General features: G+C 65.4%; 15 protein-coding genes. 9 read left to right on the plus strand and 6 right to left on the minus strand.

Annotated features, from left to right (window positions below):
* The coding region (locus tag WC739_RS13710) for a DapH/DapD/GlmU-related protein (RefSeq protein ID WP_372953573.1) at positions 1 to 322 on the plus strand (322 nt) is incomplete at its 5' end.
* 123 nt (positions 323 to 445) lie between these two features.
* Positions 446 to 883, plus strand: coding sequence for a low affinity iron permease family protein (locus WC739_RS13715; RefSeq protein ID WP_372953574.1), 438 nt, complete (start codon positions 446 to 448; stop codon positions 881 to 883).
* 107 nt (positions 884 to 990) lie between these two features.
* Here WC739_RS13715 and WC739_RS13720 read toward each other — a convergent pair whose 3' ends face one another.
* Entirely contained in the window at positions 991 to 1,857 is an 867-nt protein-coding gene (locus WC739_RS13720) for an SDR family NAD(P)-dependent oxidoreductase (protein ID WP_372953575.1), read from the minus strand.
* 134 nt (positions 1,858 to 1,991) lie between these two features.
* Between WC739_RS13720 and WC739_RS13725 the strand changes: the two genes are divergently transcribed.
* Complete coding sequence (locus WC739_RS13725) at positions 1,992 to 2,273, plus strand: hypothetical protein (protein ID WP_372953576.1); 282 nt, start codon at positions 1,992 to 1,994, stop codon at positions 2,271 to 2,273.
* Between the two features lies 1 nt (position 2,274).
* Here WC739_RS13725 and WC739_RS13730 read toward each other — a convergent pair whose 3' ends face one another.
* Together WC739_RS13730 and WC739_RS13735 are read right to left on the minus strand one after the other, a co-directional pair.
* Complete coding sequence (locus WC739_RS13730) at positions 2,275 to 2,850, minus strand: TMEM175 family protein (RefSeq protein WP_372953577.1); 576 nt, start codon at positions 2,848 to 2,850, stop codon at positions 2,275 to 2,277.
* Positions 2,851 to 2,922: 72 nt separating this feature from the next.
* Positions 2,923 to 4,395 carry an MATE family efflux transporter gene (locus WC739_RS13735; protein WP_372953578.1) on the minus strand — a complete coding sequence of 491 codons (1,473 nt, stop codon included), beginning with the start codon at positions 4,393 to 4,395 and terminating at the stop codon, positions 2,923 to 2,925.
* 171 nt (positions 4,396 to 4,566) lie between these two features.
* On the opposite strand from WC739_RS13735, the gene WC739_RS13740 reads away from it, so the two are divergent.
* Positions 4,567 to 5,382, plus strand: a complete 816-nt coding sequence (locus tag WC739_RS13740) for a L,D-transpeptidase (RefSeq protein ID WP_372953579.1) — start codon at positions 4,567 to 4,569, stop codon at positions 5,380 to 5,382.
* Between the two features lie 54 nt (positions 5,383 to 5,436).
* On the opposite strand, the gene WC739_RS13745 is transcribed toward WC739_RS13740, so the two are convergent.
* Positions 5,437 to 6,918, minus strand: coding sequence for an esterase-like activity of phytase family protein (locus WC739_RS13745; protein ID WP_372953580.1), 1,482 nt, complete (start codon positions 6,916 to 6,918; stop codon positions 5,437 to 5,439).
* Between the two features lie 280 nt (positions 6,919 to 7,198).
* Here WC739_RS13745 and WC739_RS13750 point away from each other — a divergent pair, with 280 nt between their 5' ends.
* The 4 genes from WC739_RS13750 (at position 7,199) to WC739_RS13765 (ending at position 12,351) form a co-directional block, all read left to right on the plus strand.
* On the plus strand, positions 7,199 to 9,613 hold the full coding sequence (locus tag WC739_RS13750) for an FAD-dependent oxidoreductase (protein WP_372953581.1): 2,415 nt from the start codon (positions 7,199 to 7,201) through the stop codon (positions 9,611 to 9,613).
* Between the two features lie 12 nt (positions 9,614 to 9,625).
* A complete protein-coding gene (locus tag WC739_RS13755) occupies positions 9,626 to 11,179 on the plus strand; it encodes a trimethylamine methyltransferase family protein (RefSeq protein ID WP_372953582.1) in 1,554 nt (517 codons plus the stop codon).
* A gap of 62 nt (positions 11,180 to 11,241) precedes the next feature.
* Positions 11,242 to 11,997, plus strand: a complete 756-nt coding sequence (locus WC739_RS13760; RefSeq protein ID WP_372953583.1) for a hypothetical protein — start codon at positions 11,242 to 11,244, stop codon at positions 11,995 to 11,997.
* 39 nt (positions 11,998 to 12,036) lie between these two features.
* Positions 12,037 to 12,351 carry a hypothetical protein gene (locus tag WC739_RS13765; protein WP_372953584.1) on the plus strand — a complete coding sequence of 105 codons (315 nt, stop codon included), beginning with the start codon at positions 12,037 to 12,039 and terminating at the stop codon, positions 12,349 to 12,351.
* A gap of 38 nt (positions 12,352 to 12,389) precedes the next feature.
* Here WC739_RS13765 and WC739_RS13770 read toward each other — a convergent pair whose 3' ends face one another.
* Entirely contained in the window at positions 12,390 to 15,059 is a 2,670-nt protein-coding gene (locus WC739_RS13770; protein ID WP_372953585.1) for an ATP-dependent helicase, read from the minus strand.
* 258 nt (positions 15,060 to 15,317) lie between these two features.
* On the opposite strand from WC739_RS13770, the gene WC739_RS13775 reads away from it, so the two are divergent.
* Entirely contained in the window at positions 15,318 to 17,633 is a 2,316-nt protein-coding gene (locus WC739_RS13775) for a glucose/quinate/shikimate family membrane-bound PQQ-dependent dehydrogenase (protein WP_372953586.1), read from the plus strand.
* Positions 17,634 to 17,661: 28 nt separating this feature from the next.
* On the opposite strand, the gene WC739_RS13780 is transcribed toward WC739_RS13775, so the two are convergent.
* Positions 17,662 to 18,096 carry a hypothetical protein gene (locus tag WC739_RS13780; RefSeq protein WP_372953587.1) on the minus strand — a complete coding sequence of 145 codons (435 nt, stop codon included), beginning with the start codon at positions 18,094 to 18,096 and terminating at the stop codon, positions 17,662 to 17,664.
* Between the last annotated feature and the right edge of the window lie 143 nt (positions 18,097 to 18,239).

An 18,239-nucleotide genomic window follows, 5' to 3' on the forward strand; every position in this document is an offset into this window, starting at 1 on the left:
GAGGCGGCAGTCAAAAGCCGTGACCATCGGCCATGATGTCTGGATCGGCCACGGCGCGGTGATCATGCCGGGCCTGCATATCGGCAACGGCGCCGTCGTCGGCGCCAACGCGGTGGTGACGCATGATGTGGCGCCCTACACCGTCGCCGCCGGCGTGCCCGCGAAACCCTTGCGGCCGCGTTTCGCCGCTGACATCGCGGCGCGGATCGAACGCCTGGCCTGGTGGGACTGGCCGGTCGAGACGCTGGCGCGCGCTGTTCCCGACATGCAGGCCATGCCCATCGAGACCTTCCTCGACCGCTGGGAGCACGAGGACGTTTGAGTTCCCCGAGGCGGGAGGACGGATTTCCGTATGTATAGCCGCGCAGGTTCAATTTCCTGTCGCCGGGAACCGGACACCGCGCAGGTTGTTTCTCATGCGCGCATGCGTTGAGGGACTTCGATCATGGAAAAGATCTTCACCAAGATCGCCAACAAAGTCGCCCATCTGGCCGGGCTGCCTCTGACATTTGCCGCCTGCTGCCTGATCGTCATCGTCTGGGGGGTGAGCGGGCCGTTGTTCGGCTTCTCCGACACCTGGCAATTGGTGATCAACACTGGGACGACGATCATCACCTTCCTGATGGTGTTCCTCATCCAGAACACCCAGAACCGAGACGGCGCCGCGATCCAGGCCAAGCTCGACGAGCTGATCCGCGTCAGCGAAGGTCACAACCACTTCATCGGTATCGAGCACCTGACCGAGTCGGAGGTCGAGGAGATCCGGGCAAAATGCGAGCAGGCGGCGAAGCGGCATGACCGGCAACACGAAGAGAAGATCGCCGCCATGGCTGCGAAGAAGGTCGAGTCGCGCAGGCGCTCGCCCAAGAAGACCGCGGCTTAGGACAGTTCCAGGAAAAGTGTGACGCGGTTTTTCGTCCGAAACTGCGTCAAGAAAAATAGAGCCGTTCTTCGTTTCCGCGAAACGGTGAACGGCTCTCGGGCCTTATCTCACTGCTTCATGAACTCCGCGAAGGGCCCCTTGTAGTCGGGATGCCAGCGCGACAGGGCCGGGCGGTTCTCGATGATGTCGCCGATTGCCCAGGCCATGCGTTTTTCGTCCATCGGCCTGGCCGCCTCATTGTCCGGGCACAGAATGTAGAAGTCGCCTCGTGTCATCGATTCCAGCATGAAATCGACCACCTGCTCGCCGGTCCAGGCCGCGGCCGGTTTCTCGGTCGCGCCCTCGGTGAGGCCGGTATAGGTGAAGCCGGGGATGAGCAGATGCGCGGTGACATTTGCGCCGGGCTCGTTGCGCAGCGCATGCGCCAGGCCCTCGGTAAACGTCTTCACGCCCGCCTTGGAGACATTGTAGGCAAGGTTGCCGGGCGGCGTCGTGATGCCCTGCTTGGAGCCGGTATTGACGATCAGCCCCGGTTTGTCGGACGCCAGCATGCGCGGCGTGAAAGCCTCAACGCCATGGACGACGCCCCAGAAATTGATGTCCAGCAGCCGCTTCCAGGCCTCGCGGTTTTCCCACGGCTTGCCGGGATTGTTGCCGACGCCGGCATTGTTCATCAGCAGCGATACGCCGCCGAACGCGCCGAATGCCCGGTCAGCGAGACGGTCCACTTCCTCGGCCTTCGAAACATCCGTCGCCACGGCGAGCACGCCCTCGTCGCCGGCGATGGCGGCGACCGCCCGGGAGGCATCGTCGAGGCGCGATCCCCCGATGTCGGCAAGCACGATCTTCATGCCCATCAGCGCCAGCCGTTTTGCCGCCGCAAGACCGATGCCGCTGGCGGCGCCGGTGATCACGGCGGTGTTGCCCTGGTCAAGCGCGGGCAGGGCGGTCTGGATTGCAGCATCGGTGATCATGGGATGGCTTCCTTGCTTGGATGAGCGACACTTAGCGCTGGTACAGACTTGTGCAAGCCCGTACCAGCACCTCCACGGGTTGACCACTCCGGCCCATACCGCGCATGTTGCCGTGGTGAATGGAGATTTGCCGATTGACGGACTGGGTTGAAATTCTCAAGGAGCAAACGAGCACCGGCGACCAGATGGGGCGCGAGGTGCCGCAAATGCTTGCCGATCCCGATATCAGCGAGGCGCAGGTGAGGACGCTGTTTTCGGCGCTGGAAAAGCAAGCCGAATTCGTCGAGAAATTGCGTATGGCGCTGGAAAAGTTCGGCCATGATTTCCCGATCATCAAGGCGGCCGAGCGGTTGGAGGAGCGCTATGGCGATCTTGCCGCGTCCGTGGCCGAAAAGCTGAAAGCGATGCGCAAATAGGCTATTTCTCAAGAACCCTCGAGAAACGCGTGTCCGGCACCAGCCAGACCAGGGCGACAGCGACGTAGAGCCCGACTCCAATCCATCGGTCGAGGAACGTCAGCGCGACGGCGGCGATGTAGACGGCGAGGGAAAGCCTTCCCTTGCGGTCGCTGCCGACGGCGTTGGCGAAGGCGGTGCCCGGCCCATGCAGCCGATGCAGCGCCTCGACCAGGATTGTGTAGGCCGTCGCGCACATTGCGAGGTCGAGACCGTAGACCGCGACGGGAACCGTGGCGAAGTGGTTTTCGCCCATGAATGCGGTGGTGACGGGCATCAGCGACAGCCAGAACAGCAAATGCAGGTTCGCCCACAACACGCGCCCGTCGACGCGCTGCACGGTATGGAACATGTTGTGCAGATTGTTCCAGTAGATGCCGACATTGATGAAGGACAGCACGTAACACAGGAAGACCGGCCATTGCGGCAGCAACGCCGAAAAGTCCTCGCCTTCGGGCACCTTCGGGTCCAGGACCATGATGGTGATGATGATGGCCACCACGCCATCGGTGAATGCCTCAACCCTGCCTTTGCCCATGAAGATCCCTTGTGCTTGCCTTTGGCAGTCTAGATGAGGCGACCGGCACCGGGAAAGGCTTCGGTCGGGTTCTCAACCGTTCGGGGTCTCCGGTGAAAGACCGGCGCGCTGGCGGGGAACCCCGAGGCCGGTGTCCGGCGGCTCGCCGGCGGCAGGCCTGTCCTCGATCATGTGCCTGCTGCGCCAGCGGCCGAAGCGGTAGTAGGCCGCCGCCAGCACCAGCGAGGTGATCGAGCCGGCGGGGAAACTCCACCACAGCGCTTCCTCGCCGAGCACGCCGCGCATGAAATACGCAAAGCCGGTGCGCACGACCAGGACCGAGATGACCAGGATGATCAGTGGCGGCATTACCGCGCCGGTGGCGCGCACGGTGGCGAACAGCACGATGGTGATGCCGAACAGGATGAACGACCACGACGCCACGGTGTTGATATGGGCGGCGATGTCGATCGCGGCGCTGTCGCTGCTCAGGAACAGGCTGAGGATCGAGCGGTCGAAGAGCCATAGCAGCGCGACCAGGGCGCCGGTCAGGACCAGGTTGAAGCCAACGCCGGAGGCGGCGATGTGGCCGATCCGGTCCCAGCGCCCGGCGCCGACATTCTGCGCCGCCATGGACGAGACCGCCGCGCCGATGGCGAGCGCCGGCATCTGGATGTAGGTCCACAGCTGCGCGGCGATGCCATAGGCGGCGGCAACCTGGGATCCGTAGGTATTGACGATGCCCATCACCGTCAGCGCCGCCGCCGAGATGACGATCATCTGCAGTCCCATGGGCACGCCCTTGAAGACGACGAAGCGCAGCAAGGCCGGGTCCGGCCGCAGCAGCGCGAGGTCGGCGCCAGCCAGCCGCAGCGGGTGCTTGCGCGCATAGAGCGCGACGAGAATTGCAATCACGCTGATCGTCTGGCCGATCAGGGTCGACATCGCCGATCCGGCGATGCCGAGTTCGGGGAAGGGACCGATGCCGCGAATGAGCAGCGGGTTGAGCACGATGTCGAGGACGACCGCCAGCGCCATGAAAAAGAAGGGCGTGCGCGAGTCGCCGGCGCCGCGCAGCACGGTCATGACGAAGGAAAGAAGGTTCATCATCGGCACGGCGATGAAGATGATACGCAGATACGACCGCGCCAGCGGCAACGCGTCTGCCGGCGTGCCGAGCGCGTTGAGTATCGCGTCGACCCAGATCCAGCCGCAAACGGCAAACACCACCGAGATGGCGAAGAAGAAGCTGGCGCTGGTGCCGACGATGCGGCGCGCCTCCGGCAGGTCGCGGGCACCGACCGACTGCGCGACCAGGATTGTGGCCGCCATGCCGATGCCGAACACCGTGCCGAGGATGAGGAACAGGACGAGGTTGGCGTTGGAGGTCGCGGTCAGCGCCGATTCGCCGAGGAAGCGGCCGACCCAGACGGCGTTGATCGACCCGTTGAGCGACTGCAGCACGTTGGAGCCGAGCACCGGCAAGGCAAACAGCAGCAGCGTGCGCGGGATAGGCCCGCTGGTCAGGTCGCCGGTGCGCCGGCGCGGGGGCATTTTTTCGGTCATGGCTGGCAACTCGGCAGGGATGATTTGGATCCGCCCGATTGTTGGGCCAAGGCGAGCGGCCAATGCAGCGGGGTTAAGGGCCTGCCTGATGTAGCCTGTTCTCAAGACGACCGGAATGGGATATTGCTCCCAGGAACATCCTTAGCAGATGTGTGGATAGCCGGGGGGCCAATGTCCAGTATTACGCTGTTTTCCGAGCGCCTGAGCCGGCGTGTTTTCCTGGGTGCGTCCGCCTTGGGCGCGGCCTCGCTGGCGCTTTCAGCCTGTACCACCACGGACGTGGCGCCGCCGGTGGCTGCGCCGCCAAACGGTCCGGCATCTGGCGATCCGGCATCCGGAGATCCGGCATTCGGCGATACGGCGAGCATGTATGCGGCGCGTACCGACGAAGGCTATCAACTGCCGGCGATCCCGGTCGCCAAGCTCGATCCGAGATTCGTGCGCCAGGTCGTGGCTGACCCGACCGGAGAAAAGCCGGGCACGATCGTGGTCGATGTCTCCGAGCACTTCCTCTATCTGGTGCGCGACGGCGGCAAGGCGATCCGCTATGGCGTCAGCCTCGGCAAGGCCGGTTTCGGATGGACCGGCAGCGCCGTGGTCCAGGCAAGGAAGAAGTGGCCGGTGTGGACGCCGCCGCCGGAAATGATCAAGCGCCGGCCGGAACTGGCCAAATACAAGGATGGTATGCCGCCTGGCCCGCAGAGCCCGCTTGGCGCGCGCGCGCTCTATCTGTTCCGCGACGGCAAGGACACGATGTACCGGCTGCACGGCACGCCCGAATGGGATTCGATCGGCAAGAACGCTTCGTCGGGCTGCGTGCGCTTCATGAACCAGGACATCATCGACCTCTACGGCCGCGTCAACGGCCCCGCTCAGGTCTTCGTGCGCCCGAACCTGTCGGCCGCCGGCAAGAACATGGCGGTGTCGAACAGGACGGCAGAGCCGATCGATGCGGGCGTGCCGAAGGACGCGGAGTTCCTGAAGTAGTATCCGGGATCGGCCGGGAGGGCGCGCCAGGCGCGCCCTCCCGAGCCGTGGCCGCTACTTCCTGGCGAGGCCCGGCAGCGTGACCTGGTAGACCAGGAACATGGTGTCGACATTGGCGCCGTCGTCGGCCTTGTAGGGCGCGCCGACCTGGAAACCGTCCTGGGTCAGGAAGTCGTTGTCGTTGGCGACGAACAGGAAATAGTCGTCGGGCAACTTGGGGTCCAGCACGCTGGCCAGCGACATCGCTTCCCACTTCTCGGACAGATTGTCGTGGTCGTTCGGCGCGCCATTGTGCAGGCCGAAGCGGCCAAGCTCCGCCTTGTCGTTGATGTCGATGAACGGCGTGAGTTTGGCAGGCGTCACCGACGGATCGACGACACCTTTGGGCGCCACGGGCTTGTCGGCATCGAAGGCGCCGCCGGCGATGTCGGTCGCGGCGGAAACGTCGACGATCGAGATCTCGCGGTAAAGCGAGGCGTCGCCCTTCAGGCCCTGTCCGTTCCCGCTGTCGCGCGCCAGCATCATGAATGCCGTGTCCGACAGAGCCACGATCTCGCTTTGCGCGGCGACCTTGGTCTTGCCCTTGGCATCCTTGAACACCGGCAGCGGCACGACATATTCGTGTGCCAGCTTGAGGTGGCCGAGGTCAGACGCGTCATAGACCAGCGCCCGCGTGTTCTGCCGGGTCGCCGGCGAATCGCCGCCGTCCTGCCTCGGAGCCGACTGGAGCACGGCGATCAGGAACTTGCCGTCCGGCGTCATCGCCATGCCTTCGAGGCCCTGGTTGTTCTGGCGGCCGGTTTCGGGATCCTTCGGATCGGGATCGGCGGCACCCGGGCCGGGATTGTCGGAGGAGAAGTTCGGCGTGCCCTTGCGCATCGGCACCAGCGCCGCGGGCGGCTGGGTCGCCGACAGCAGGCGGCCCTCGGCGGAGAAGCGGTAGATGTTCGGCCCGTATTCGTCGGAAATGAACATCGAGCCGTCGGGCAGCCGCGCGATCGCCTCGTTGTCGAGGGCGAGCTTGCCGTTGGTGGCGGCGGGCAGGATCGGCATGTCGCCGGAGGCCGGGCGCACGTCCGACAGCGGATCGAGCCCGGTCATGTCGGCGCCCTTGTCGTCGGTGAGCAGCAGCGTGTCGGTAAGCGTCGCCTTGACCCCGGTCTGCTCCTGGCCGGCGGCGGGCGCGGCGCCCGGCGCGACCGGGGCAAACTCGATGCCGATGGTGTTGAGGCGGGGCCGGTAGTCTGTGGTGCCGGCGACATTGTAGCCGCGGTCCGGCAGCAGCCAGAGCGAACCCTTGTAGCCGGCCGCGTCATGCGTCCAGCCTGATGTGTCGATGGCCATGCCCGAGCCCGATCCGAAGGTCTCGCCGAACTTGTCGCGCTGGGCGGCCGGGATGCGGCCGACGCCGACCAGGCCCTTGCTGACGAAACTGGTGCCGCCGACGGTCGCGGTGCTGTCGGCGAGCGCCGGCGTCAGGGCGGTGAACAAGGCCAGTGCGACGCCAAGCGAGGCGCTTCGGTACGGGTTCTTCATGGGTAATCCTCTTGTGACAAGCTTGCGGGTTTGGCCGGAACGTAGAGCTCCAGGGAGCGCCACGACGATGCCGAGGCGCCGACCTTCCGAAGGCGGTCTACGGCGTGAAGATGATAGCTGCGTGACAGCGCGTGATCAGGCCGCCGGGTTCCTCGCGCGATCCTGCAATGCGGCCTGCGATCGGGCCACCCTTTCGACGGACACCACGCGCCCGTCCAATGCTAGACACTTATGTACAGTGCGTATAAGATGCCCCTCAGGGACAGACCGGGAGGAAGCCTTGAAGCCGCATTATCGCGCAGTCGTCATCGGGGGTGGCGTGGTCGGCGCCTCTGTCCTTTATCATCTGACACGGTTCGGCTGGAGCGACGTGGCGCTGATCGAGCGGGCCGAGCTGACGGCGGGGTCGACCTGGCACGCGGCGGCGGGCTTCCATGCGCTCAACGCCGACCCCAACGTCGCGGCCCTGCAGGACTACACCATCAAGCTCTATCGCGAGATCGAGGCCGAATCCGGCCAGAGCGCCGGCCTGCACATGACGGGCGGCGTCAACATGGCCAGCGATCCGCAGCGCTGGGAGTGGCTGAAATCGGCCTGGGCGGTGTTCCAGTCGGTCGGCATCGAAACGGCCCGCCTGGTGACGCCGGAAGAGATCAAGGCGATCTGCCCGATCGTCGATGTCAGCGGCGTGCTCGGCGGCCTCTACGATTCCAACGAAGGCCATCTCGACCCCTATGGCACGACGCATGCCTATGCCGGGGCGGCGAAAAAGCGAGGCGCCGACGTGATCCTGCGCAACCGTGTCGTCGAGCTGAAGGCGCGCGCCGACGGCCATTGGGATGTCATCACCGAGCAAGGCGCGATCACCGCCGAACATGTCGTCAACGCCGGCGGTCTGTGGGCCAAGCAGCTTGGCCGCATGGCCGGCGTCGACCTGCCGGTGACGCCGATGGAGCACCATTATCTCATCACCGAAGACATTCCGGAGGTCGCCGCCCTCGACCGGGAACTCGGCCTCGCGGTCGATCTCGACGGGTTTTCGTATCTTCGGCAGGAGCGCAAGGGCGTGCTGCTCGGGGTTTACGAGCAGAACCCGAAACACTGGAATATGGACGGCGCGCCCTGGGACTACGGCATGGAGCTGATCCCAGAGGACATCGACCGCATCATGCCGGAACTGTCCAAGGCCTATGAGCGCTTTCCTTGCCTGAAGACGGCCGGGATCCGCAAATGGGTCAACGGCGCCTTCACCTTCACGCCGGATGGCAATCCGATCGTCGGACCGGTGCGCGGCCTCAAGAATTATTGGGTCGCCTGTGGCGTGATGGCCGGCTTCAGCCAGGGCGGCGGGGTCGGCAAATCGCTGGCCGAGTGGATGATCTACGGCGAGCCGCACGCCGATATCTTCGGCATGGATATCGCCCGCTACGGCGCCTTCGCCGCCAACCGCGAATACCTCAGGCAGACGACGCGCCAGTTCTATTCGCGCCGTTTCGTCATGACCTTCCCCAATGAACGGCTGCCCGCCGGGCGGCCGTTGAAGCGGCCCGGCGCCTATGACGGCATGAGCGCCGCGGGCTGCGAGTGGACGGCATCTTGGGGGCTGGAGATTCCGGCCTATTTCGCGCCGTTGGGTTTTCGCGAAAACACCACGCTCAAACGCTCCAACGCCTTCGACATTGTCGGCGCGGAAGCGCTGCAGGTGCGGCGCGCCGCCGGTCTCGTCGACATCACGGCCTATGCCCGCTACGCTGTGTCTGGCGCGGGCGCCGAAGCGTGGCTCGACGGGCTGCTCGCCTGCAGGCTGCCGAAGCCGGGGCAGGCGAGGCTGGCGCCGATGCTCGGCCATGACGGGCGGCTGAAGGGCGATCTCACCGTCTTCAACTGGAGCGGCGGCGACTATTGGCTGATGGGTTCCTACTATCTGCGAGAATTCCACATGCGCTGGTTCGAGGATCATGCGGCGCAGGGTGTGCGCGTGACCGACCTGTCCGACGCGATGAGTGGTTTCCTGCTGACCGGGCCGCATGCCCGGGAAATCCTGGCGCGCGCGACGCACCAGGACGTGTCCGCCACGGCATTGCCCTTCATGGCCTGCGGCGCGTTCGACGTCGGCATGGCGCGGGCGCGGGTTGCCCGCCTGTCGATCGCCGGCGAGCTCGGCTTCGAGATCAACTGCGAGGCGAGCATGCAGGCCACCTTGCGCGAAACGCTGCTGGCGGCGGGCGAGGATCTCGGCCTCGCCGAGGCCGGCTATTACGCACTCAATGCGCTGCGGCTTGAAAAGAGCTTCGGCATCTGGTCGCGCGAATTCACGCAGGGCTATACGCCGGGCCAGACCGGCCTCGATCGCTTTATTGCGTTCGACAAGGGCGACTTCATCGGTCGTGAAGCGGCGCTGCGGGCCCGCGACGCCGGGGATGCAGCTCAATGCCTGGTGACCCTGGAAGTCGATGCCGTCGACGCCGACGCCAGCGGCTACGAGCCGGTCTGGCATCAGGGCCGGCGGGTCGGCTTCGTCACCTCGGGCGGCTATGGCTACACTGTCGGCAAGAGCCTGGCGCTGGCGCTTGTCAGCCGCGATTTCGCGGGCGAGGGTAGGGCGCTGTCGGTGCATATCGTCGGCACGGAGCGGCCGGCGCGTGTCATCGCGGCCTCGCCTTACGACCCCGAAGGCAAGGCGATGCGGCAATAAGGAGACGCCTTCATGGACGATGACGCGGCACGGGACGGCAGGCGCGAGCGCCGGCGTGGGCGGACCGGCGAGGCCGGCAGCGAGAGCAGCCGCCGGCCCGACTACCATTCGCTCAGGAATTCGTTCCTGCCGCAGCCGATCTTTTCGGACGATCAGGTGGCGTCCATCCACGACACGGCGCTGCGCGTGCTGGAGGAACTCGGCATCAAGGTGCTTTTGCCGCAAGCGCGCGAACACTTCGCCCGCGCTGGCGCGCTGGTCGACCCCGACACCGACATGGTGCGCATCGGTCGCGACATGGTGGCGGCGGCACTGGCCTCGGCACCGAGATCCATCCATGCCCATGCCGGTTGCCGTGCCCGCGACCTGACGCTCGAACTCGGCTCGATGACCTTCCTGGCGGGCTGTGGGGCGCCGAACGTCACCGACCTCGAGCGCGGCCGGCGACCCGGAACACTGGCCGATTTCGAGGATCTGATGCGGCTGGTGCAGCATTTCGACGTGCTGCACATGCTGGGACCCTGCATCGAGCCGCAGGATGTCGACAACCGTTTCCGCCACTACGCCGTCAACCGCGCGCAGCTGACCCTGTCGGACAAGTTCCCGTTCGTGTTCGCGCGAGGCACGCCACAGGTCGAGGACGGTTTCGAGATGGTGCGGCTGGCGCGCGGCCTGTCGCAGGACGAATTCCTGGCCAATGCCCATTGCTACACCGTCATCAACACCAACTCACCGCGCCAGCTCGACATTCCGATGGCGCAAGGCATCATCGATTTCGCTAGGGCAGGGCAGGTTTCCGTCATCACGCCATTCTGCCTGGCGGGGGCCATGGCGCCGATCACGGTGGCCGGCGCGCTGACCTTGCAGCATGCCGAGGCGCTGGCCGGCCTGACGCTGGCGCAGATCGTGCGGCCGGGCGCGCCGGTCGTCTATGGTTCCTTCTCGTCCAATGTCGACATGAAATCCGGCGCGCCGGCCTTCGGCACGCCCGAACACGTCAAGGCGACGCTGGGCGCCGGCCAACTGGCGCGGCTCACCGGCCTGCCGTGGCGGTCGGGCGGCGGCAGCGCCGCCAACATTTCGGATGCGCAGGCCGCGCACGAAACGCAGTTCGCGCTGTGGGGGTCGGTCCTGGCCGGGGCGACCATGTGCATCCATGCGGCCGGCTGGCTGGAAGGTGGCCTCAGTGTCTCCTTCGAGAAGCTGATCACCGACATCGAGGCGTTGCAGACTGTGGCCGAACTCTGCGTGCCGACTGCCGGGGACAGTGACGCCATCGGCTTCGAGGCGATCGCCGAAGTGCAGCCGGGCGGCCATTTCTTCTCGGCCGGCCACACCATGGCGCGCTACCGCACGGCCTTCTACGAACCGCTGGTCGCCGACTGGTCGAATTTCGGCAACTGGACGCAGGGCGGGTCCAGGACGGCGAGCGAACGCGCCACCGGGGTCTGGAAACGCACGCTTGCCGATTTCGTGCCGCCTGCTTCGGCGGTCGCCACGTCAGGCGTGCTCGACGAGTTCATCGCGCGGCGCACGCAGGAGGGCGGAGCGCTGCCGGTGTCCTAGACGTCGGGAAGGCCGCCACACGACCATTGGCAATCCGTGCTTCCCGTGCAGAAATAGCGGCCATGCAGGATGAAGTCGTCGCGCTTGTGATTTTTCTTTGCCTGGTGGCGGCGCCGCTGGCCACGATTGCAATCTGGCCGAGGCTTCCAGCCAGGCATCGCGATGACGAGACGAACAATGTCCTGCGGCTCGCCGCGAATCTGTTCGGCGTGATGACATCGCTGGTGCTGGGGCTGATGATCAATTCCGCCAAGAACACCTTCGAATCGGTCGACCACAATGTGCACGCCTATGCGACGGAACTGATCCTGCTGGACAGGACCTTGCGCCAATATGGCCCGCAAGCCGATTCGGTGCGTGAGCCGCTATCCGCCTATGTGGAGAGGGTGACCAGCCAGTGGTCGCGAGCCCAAGACAATCCTGTCGTCGCGAACCGGCTGTCCGAGCATCTGCTGGCCGAAATCGGCACCCGCCTGAACGCTTTGCCGACGACCGACGCCGCGCAGGACTTCCTGTTGCAGGATGCCCGCCAGCGCCTGCGGCAAGTGCTGGAGCAGCGCTGGGTACTGATCGAACAGTCGGAAGGGGCGATACCCAGGCCGCTGATCGCCATGCTGGTGGCCTGGCTGGGGCTGATCTTCGCCAGTTTCGGCTTCCGGGCGCCGCGCAATGCGATCACGGTTTCGACCTTCGTCGTTTCGGCCGCGCTGATCGCCGGCGCGGTCTATCTGATCCTCGACATGGATGTGCCGTTCTCCGGCCCGATCCAGATTTCGCCGGCACCGCTGCAAAGGGCGTTGGCGGAGTTGCAGCAATGACGTACCGTCCGTCCAACCATTATCGGAGAGGATGACGACATGGGCTTCGACCAGTATCACGAGCCGCCAGAAGAACTGACGCAGAAGGTGCGGACCTTTGCCCGCATGATCACCTCGCTCATCGAGGAGGCGGAAGCGATCAGCTGGTACGAACAGCGCATGTCGGTGGAAAAGGACCCGCAGGCCAAGGCGATCATGAAGAACGCGCAGCAGGAGGAGTTCAAGCATTTCGGCATGAACCTTGAATTCCTGCTGCGCCAGAAGAAGGACTGGCGGGCGGAACTGAAGGAAATCCTGTTCACGACGGGGGATATCGTCAAGGCCGGCGAGGCGGGCGAGAAGAAGGTGGATTGAGTGGTTTCAGAGGTCTGTCGAACGGCCTCGGCGCTGGTTCACACCGCCGCCACGAACCCGTCCAGCACGCGTTTCTGGCCGGCCTTGTCGAAGTCGATGGTCAGCTTGTTGCCTTCGATGGCGGAGATGTTGCCGTTGCCGAATTTCTGGTGGAAGACGCGGTCGCCGACGTTGAAGGCGGAGGGCGTGTCGGAGACGGATTTGGCGACGAGTTCGCCGTCGATGGTGCGGCCCTTGACCGAGGTGCGGCCGGCGCCATACCCGGAATCGGTCTCGCCATAGCCGATGCGCTCGACCTGGTGGCCGGAGCGCGAACCCCAGTTGCGGTCGGTCGCCTCGTTTCGGTTGGCCTGCGCGCGCTGCCAGCCGGGTGTCGCATAGGTGTTTGAAAACGCGCCGGATTTTTCGCTGTCGGCGCCGACATTGTCGAAGCGCGACGCGCCATAGGGGTTCTGTCGTCCGGCCCCCTGTCCGCCACGGCCGGAGGCGAACGAGCCGCCGCCATAGGAATTTCCGTAGCCGCCATAGCTGTTACCGCCTTCGGCGATTTCGACATGGGCTTCCGGCAGTTCGTCAAGGAAGCGCGACGGGATCGTCGACTGCCACAGGCCATGTATGCGGCGGTTGGAGACGAACCACAGATGCAGGTTCTTCTTGGCGCGGGTCAGGCCGACATAGGCGAGGCGGCGCTCTTCCTCCAGACCCGAGCGGCCGCCTTCATCGAGCGCGCGCTGGTGCGGAAACAGGCCTTCCTCCCAGCCGGGCAGGAAAACGGTCTCGAATTCGAGGCCCTTGGCCGAATGCAGCGTCATGATGTTGACGGCGTCGAGCGTGGCATTCTGCTCGGCATCCATGACCAGCGCGACATGTTCGAGGAAGGAGCGCAGCGACTCGTACTCCTCCATGGAGCGGATCAGCTCTTTCAGATTTTCCAGCCGGCCAGGCGCTTCGACCGAGCGGTCGTTCTTCCACATGTCGGTATAGCCGCTCTCCTCGAGAATGGTCTCGGCGAGCTCGGTGTGCGGCGTGGTTTCCAGCGCCTTCTGCCAGCGCTCGAAATTGGCCGTGACCTCGCGCAGGGATGCGCGCGGCTTCGGCTTCAGTTCGTCGCTTTCGGCGAGCTTGGTCGCGGCTTCCAGCATCGGCACGCGTAAAGCACGTGCGGTGTCGTGGACCTGGCGGATGGTGGTTTCGCCGAGGCCGCGCTTCGGCACATTGACGATGCGCTCGAAGGCGAGGTCGTCGGCGCCTTGCGCGACGACGCGGAAGAAGGCCAGCGCGTCGCGGATTTCCATGCGCTCGTAGAAGCGCGGGCCGCCGATGACCCGGTAGTTGAGGCCGAGCGTGACGAAGCGATCCTCGAACTCGCGCATCTGGAAGGAGGCGCGGACAAGGATCGCCATGTCGTTGAGATTGTGCTTTTGCCGCTGGTAGGCCTCGATGGTCTCGCCCACGGCGCGGGCTTCCTCTTCGGAATCCCAAGCGGCGTGGACATGCACCTTGCCGTCCTCGGGCTCGTCGCGGTCGGTGAACAGGGTCTTGCCGAAGCGGCCCTCATTGTGGGCGATGAGGTGGGAGGCGGCGCCGAGGATGTGCGCGGTCGAGCGGTAGTTGCGCTCCAGCCTGATGATGGTGGCGCCGGGAAAATCCTTGTCGAATCGCAGGATGTTGTCGACCTCGGCGCCGCGCCAGCCATAGATGGACTGGTCGTCGTCGCCGACGCAGCAGATGTTGACCTTGTTATCGCTCGCGGCCGCACGCGAGCTTCGCTCGCTGGCCTCCGCGGGGGCGGCCTGGCCGGCCGACGCCCGGTCGGGCTTGCGGCCTTCGGCCGTTCGCAGATCCGTCGACGTTGACGCGCGCCCGCTATCCGGCCGCTGCGCCAGAAGCCGCAGCCACATGTACTGGGCGGTGTTGGTGTCCTGGTACTCGTCGACCAAGATGTATTTGAAGCGCTTGTGATATTCTTTCAACACATCCGGATTGGCGCGGAAGATGCGGATCGGGTGGCACAAAAGGTCGCCGAAGTCACAGGCGTTCAGCGTCTGCAGCCGGGCCTGATAGGCCTTGTAGAGTTCGCGGCCCTTGCCGTTGGCAAAGGCGCGGGCGTCACCCTCGGCGATGTCGGCGGGGCCCTGGCCCTTGTTCTTCCAGCCGTCGATCATCTGCGCGAACTGCTTGGCCGGCCAGCGCTTGTCGTCCAGGCCCTCGGCCTGGATCAGCTGCTTGATGAGCCGCACCACGTCGTCGGTGTCGAGGATGGTGAAATCGGATCTGAGCCCGGCGAGTTCGGCGTGGCGGCGCAGGAGCTTGACGCCGATCGAGTGGAAGGTGCCGAGCCATGGCATGCCCTCGACATTGCCTTCGCCGATCAGCACGCCGATGCGGAGCTTCATTTCTCGCGCGGCCTTATTGGTGAAGGTCACGGCGAGGATCTGCGACGGGAAGGCCTTGCCGGTGGCAAGGATGTGGGCGATGCGGGTGGTCAGCACGCGCGTCTTGCCGGTGCCGGCGCCGGCCAGCACCAGGACTGGGCCCTCGGTGGTCTCCACCGCCAGCCGCTGCTCGGGATTGAGGCCCTTGAGATAATCGGGCGCATTGCTGTGGCCGCTGCGGGCGGCCATGGCGCGCGCGGCAATGCCCGACGGGGCCGTGGGCCGCGCATCGGGTTCGTCGAAAAAGGGCATGTCTTCCGAAAAGCCGGACATCTTCCCCCGAATGTAGTGATTCGGCGGCGAAAGGCCAGAAGTGTCTACGTTTTGTTCCGGCGAAGTGGTCGAGCGACGTCTGGACGTGCCGCATTCTCGGCGCGATAGGCCCAAGGACCGCAGCCGCCGTCACCTTTGCTTGACAGGCGCGGCAGCGAGGAGAAAAGCTGTACCGGTCAGGCAGGCATTCGGCAGGACGCGATGTCGAATCTGCCGAACGCAGCGCTGCTGGGCGAAAACAGTCGAAGGAGTATCGTCTTGGCTGTCACCATCACCTCCCTCATCCTTTTCATCATCGGGCTCGCGCTTGGCGCGGGGGGCCTCTGGTTGGCTTCGCTGGGCGGCAGCTGGTACTACATCATCACCGGCCTGGCCTTCCTGGTCGCGGGCTGGCTGCTCTATCGGCGCCGGTCGACGGCGCTGTGGCTCTATGCGGGGATCGTGCTGGCGACGCTGGCCTGGGCGGTGTGGGAAACCGGATTCGACTGGTGGGAACTCGCCCCGCGCGGCGGCATCATCGTGCTGGTGGCCCTGTGGCTGCTGACACCCTGGGCGCGGCGGGGACTGACCGGCCCAGACGGGCGCGCGCCGATGATCCTGGCCGTGCTGGCGTCGCTGGCGGTGGCCGGCTATTCGATGACCACGGACCCGAAGGACATTGCCGGCGCTCTCGGCACCGAAAAAGTGACCGCCAACGCCAATCTCGGCAATGACGTGCCGGCCGGCGAGTGGCACTATTACGGCCGCACCCAGTTCGGCCAGCGCTATTCGCCGCTCGACCAGATCACGCCGGACAATGTCGCCACACTGCAGCCGGCCTGGACCTACCGGACCGGCGACGTGAAGGGACCGGACGATGTCAGCGAGACCACCTATCAGGTGACGCCGCTGAAGATCGGCGACACGCTCTACATCTGCACCCCGCACAATTTCGGCATCGCCATCGATGCCGCGACCGGCAAGGAGAAATGGCGTTACGATCCGCAGGTCAAGCTCGACAAGGATCGCCAGCACCAGACCTGCCGAGGCGTATCCTTCTATGCCGACGCGGCTGTCGCCGCCGGCCAGCCCTGTGCCAGCCGTGTCTACCTGCCGACCTCGGATGCGCGACTGATCGCGCTCGATGCAGCCAACGGCCAGGTCTGCCCAGGCTTTGCCGAAGGCGGTACGCTCAACCTGTTGACCAACATGCCCTATCCGAAATCCGGCTATTACTACTCGACCTCGGCACCGCTGATCGCCGGGGGCAAGATCATCGTCGGCGGGGCGGTCAACGACAATTATTCGACGCAGGAGCCGTCGGGCGTCATCCGCGCATATGACGCCAGCAGCGGCAAACTGGTCTGGAACTGGGATTCCGGCAATCCCGACCAGACGACGCCGCTGGCCGCCGGCCAGACCTACACCGCCAACTCGCCCAACATGTGGTCGACGCCGAGCGCCGACGAGAAGCTCGGGCTGCTCTACGTGCCGCTCGGCAACCAGACGCCGGACCAGCTCGGCGCCGGGCGCAGCGCCAATGTCGAGAAATTCTCGTCCTCGATCACCGCGCTCGACCTCAACACCGGGCAGTTGAAATGGGTGCGGCAGACGGTGCACCACGACCTCTGGGACATGGATGTGCCGGCGCAGCCGAGCCTTATCGACATCACCAAGGCCGACGGCACGGTGGTGCCGGCGCTGGTCGGGCCGACCAAGCAGGGCGACCTCTATGTGCTCGACCGCCGCACGGGCGAACCGATCATCGCGGTCAAGGAAGTGCCGGCACCCGGCGGCGCCGTCGAAGGAGACCATACGTCGCCGACGCAGCCGGTGTCGGACCTCTCCTTCAGCCCCAAGCCGCTGACCGGCGCCGACATGTGGGGCATCACCATGTTCGACCAGCTGGCGTGCCGGATCGAATTCCAGGGCCTGCGCTACGAGGGCCGCTACACACCGCCTTCCGTGCAGGGCTCGCTGATCTATCCCGGCAATTTCGGCACCTTCAACTGGGGCGGCGTCGCGGTCGACCCGGTGCGGCAGGTGCTGTTCGGCATGCCGACCTATCTGGCGTTCAAGTCTCGGCTCATTCCGCGCGACCAGGTGCCGCCGCCGGACGAGGGACGCGGCAGCGAGCAGGGGCTCAACCGCAACGAGGGCGCTCCCTATGCGGTGGTGATGGGACCGTTCCTGTCGCCGCTCGGCGTTCCCTGCCAGGCGCCGCCCTGGGGCTATGTCGCGGGCGCCGATCTTCGCACCGGCAAGATCGCCTACAAGCACCGCAACGGCACCGTCTACGACATGACGCCGCTGCCACTACCGTTCAAGGTCGGCGTGCCGGGCATTGGCGGGCCGATGATCACCGCCGGCGGCGTGGTGTTCCTAGGCGCGGCGGTGGACGATTATGTGCGCGCCTACGACCTGACGTCAGGCAAGCAGCTGTGGCAGGCGCGGCTGCCGGCGGGCGGACAATCGACGCCGATGACCTATACGGTGGCCGACGGCCGCCAGTTCGTGGTGATCGTCGCCGGCGGCCATGGCTCGGTCGGCACCAAGCCCGGTGATTACGTCATGGCCTACGCCCTGCCGAAATAGGCTGCGTTCTGCCGGACGATGCTAATGCTCAGCCAAGACCCAGATGGCTCTTCAGGCTGGGCACCGAGCCGAGCACCCGGTTGGTCAGTTCGGGGCCGGCCGCTGTCTCGGCCTGCTGAACCAGTGTCTCGCCTGCCTTCTGTATCTGCGCCATGCTCAAGCCGGACGCCTTGAGGGCGGCGAAGCCGTTGATGAGCGCGCCGGCCTTCTCGCCAAGGACGCCGCCAAGCGCGCCCTGCAGCGACGACAGGAAGCCGCCACCTTCCGAAGGCGCGGTGCTCATCACATCATATTGCCGCGCCAGCGCATCGGCGCCCGGAATGCGGGCGAAGAAGCTGGAGGCGCTGGTACCGTCCGCCTCATGTTCGAGAACCGAGAAAATGGTGCCGACGACTTTCTCGGTCGTCGCCTGATCGAGTCCGGCCTTTTGCGAAACGGTATTGACGATCTGCTGTACGTTCATGAATCACCTCTCCTGGTCTTGCGGCTTGCCGTGCGTGCTCTGCTGTATTCCCACCGAGTTTCGCCCACCATGGTGGCCGCGCCACCAGGATTTGTCGAGGATGACGGGAATGTGATTGTCCAGTCCTGCGGTCCGCCCCGGTT

This window comes from Mesorhizobium sp. (assembly GCF_041661565.1).
Lineage (GTDB): Bacteria > Pseudomonadota > Alphaproteobacteria > Rhizobiales > Rhizobiaceae > Mesorhizobium.

Excerpts from the sequence above, each read along its gene's own strand:
- WC739_RS13715 (WP_372953574.1), top strand. The coding sequence starts at position 446 with ATGGAAAAGATCTTCACCAAGATCGCCAACAAAGTCGCCCATCTGGCC.
- WC739_RS13720 (WP_372953575.1), bottom strand. The coding sequence starts at position 1,857 with ATGATCACCGATGCTGCAATCCAGACCGCCCTGCCCGCGCTTGACCAG.
- WC739_RS13730 (WP_372953577.1), bottom strand. The coding sequence starts at position 2,850 with ATGGGCAAAGGCAGGGTTGAGGCATTCACCGATGGCGTGGTGGCCATC.
- WC739_RS13735 (WP_372953578.1), bottom strand. The coding sequence starts at position 4,395 with ATGACCGAAAAAATGCCCCCGCGCCGGCGCACCGGCGACCTGACCAGC.
- WC739_RS13740 (WP_372953579.1), top strand. The coding sequence starts at position 4,567 with ATGTCCAGTATTACGCTGTTTTCCGAGCGCCTGAGCCGGCGTGTTTTC.
- WC739_RS13745 (WP_372953580.1), bottom strand. The coding sequence starts at position 6,918 with ATGAAGAACCCGTACCGAAGCGCCTCGCTTGGCGTCGCACTGGCCTTG.
- WC739_RS13755 (WP_372953582.1), top strand. The coding sequence starts at position 9,626 with ATGGACGATGACGCGGCACGGGACGGCAGGCGCGAGCGCCGGCGTGGG.
- WC739_RS13760 (WP_372953583.1), top strand. The coding sequence starts at position 11,242 with ATGCAGGATGAAGTCGTCGCGCTTGTGATTTTTCTTTGCCTGGTGGCG.
- WC739_RS13765 (WP_372953584.1), top strand. The coding sequence starts at position 12,037 with ATGGGCTTCGACCAGTATCACGAGCCGCCAGAAGAACTGACGCAGAAG.
- WC739_RS13770 (WP_372953585.1), bottom strand. The coding sequence starts at position 15,059 with ATGTCCGGCTTTTCGGAAGACATGCCCTTTTTCGACGAACCCGATGCG.
- WC739_RS13780 (WP_372953587.1), bottom strand. The coding sequence starts at position 18,096 with ATGAACGTACAGCAGATCGTCAATACCGTTTCGCAAAAGGCCGGACTC.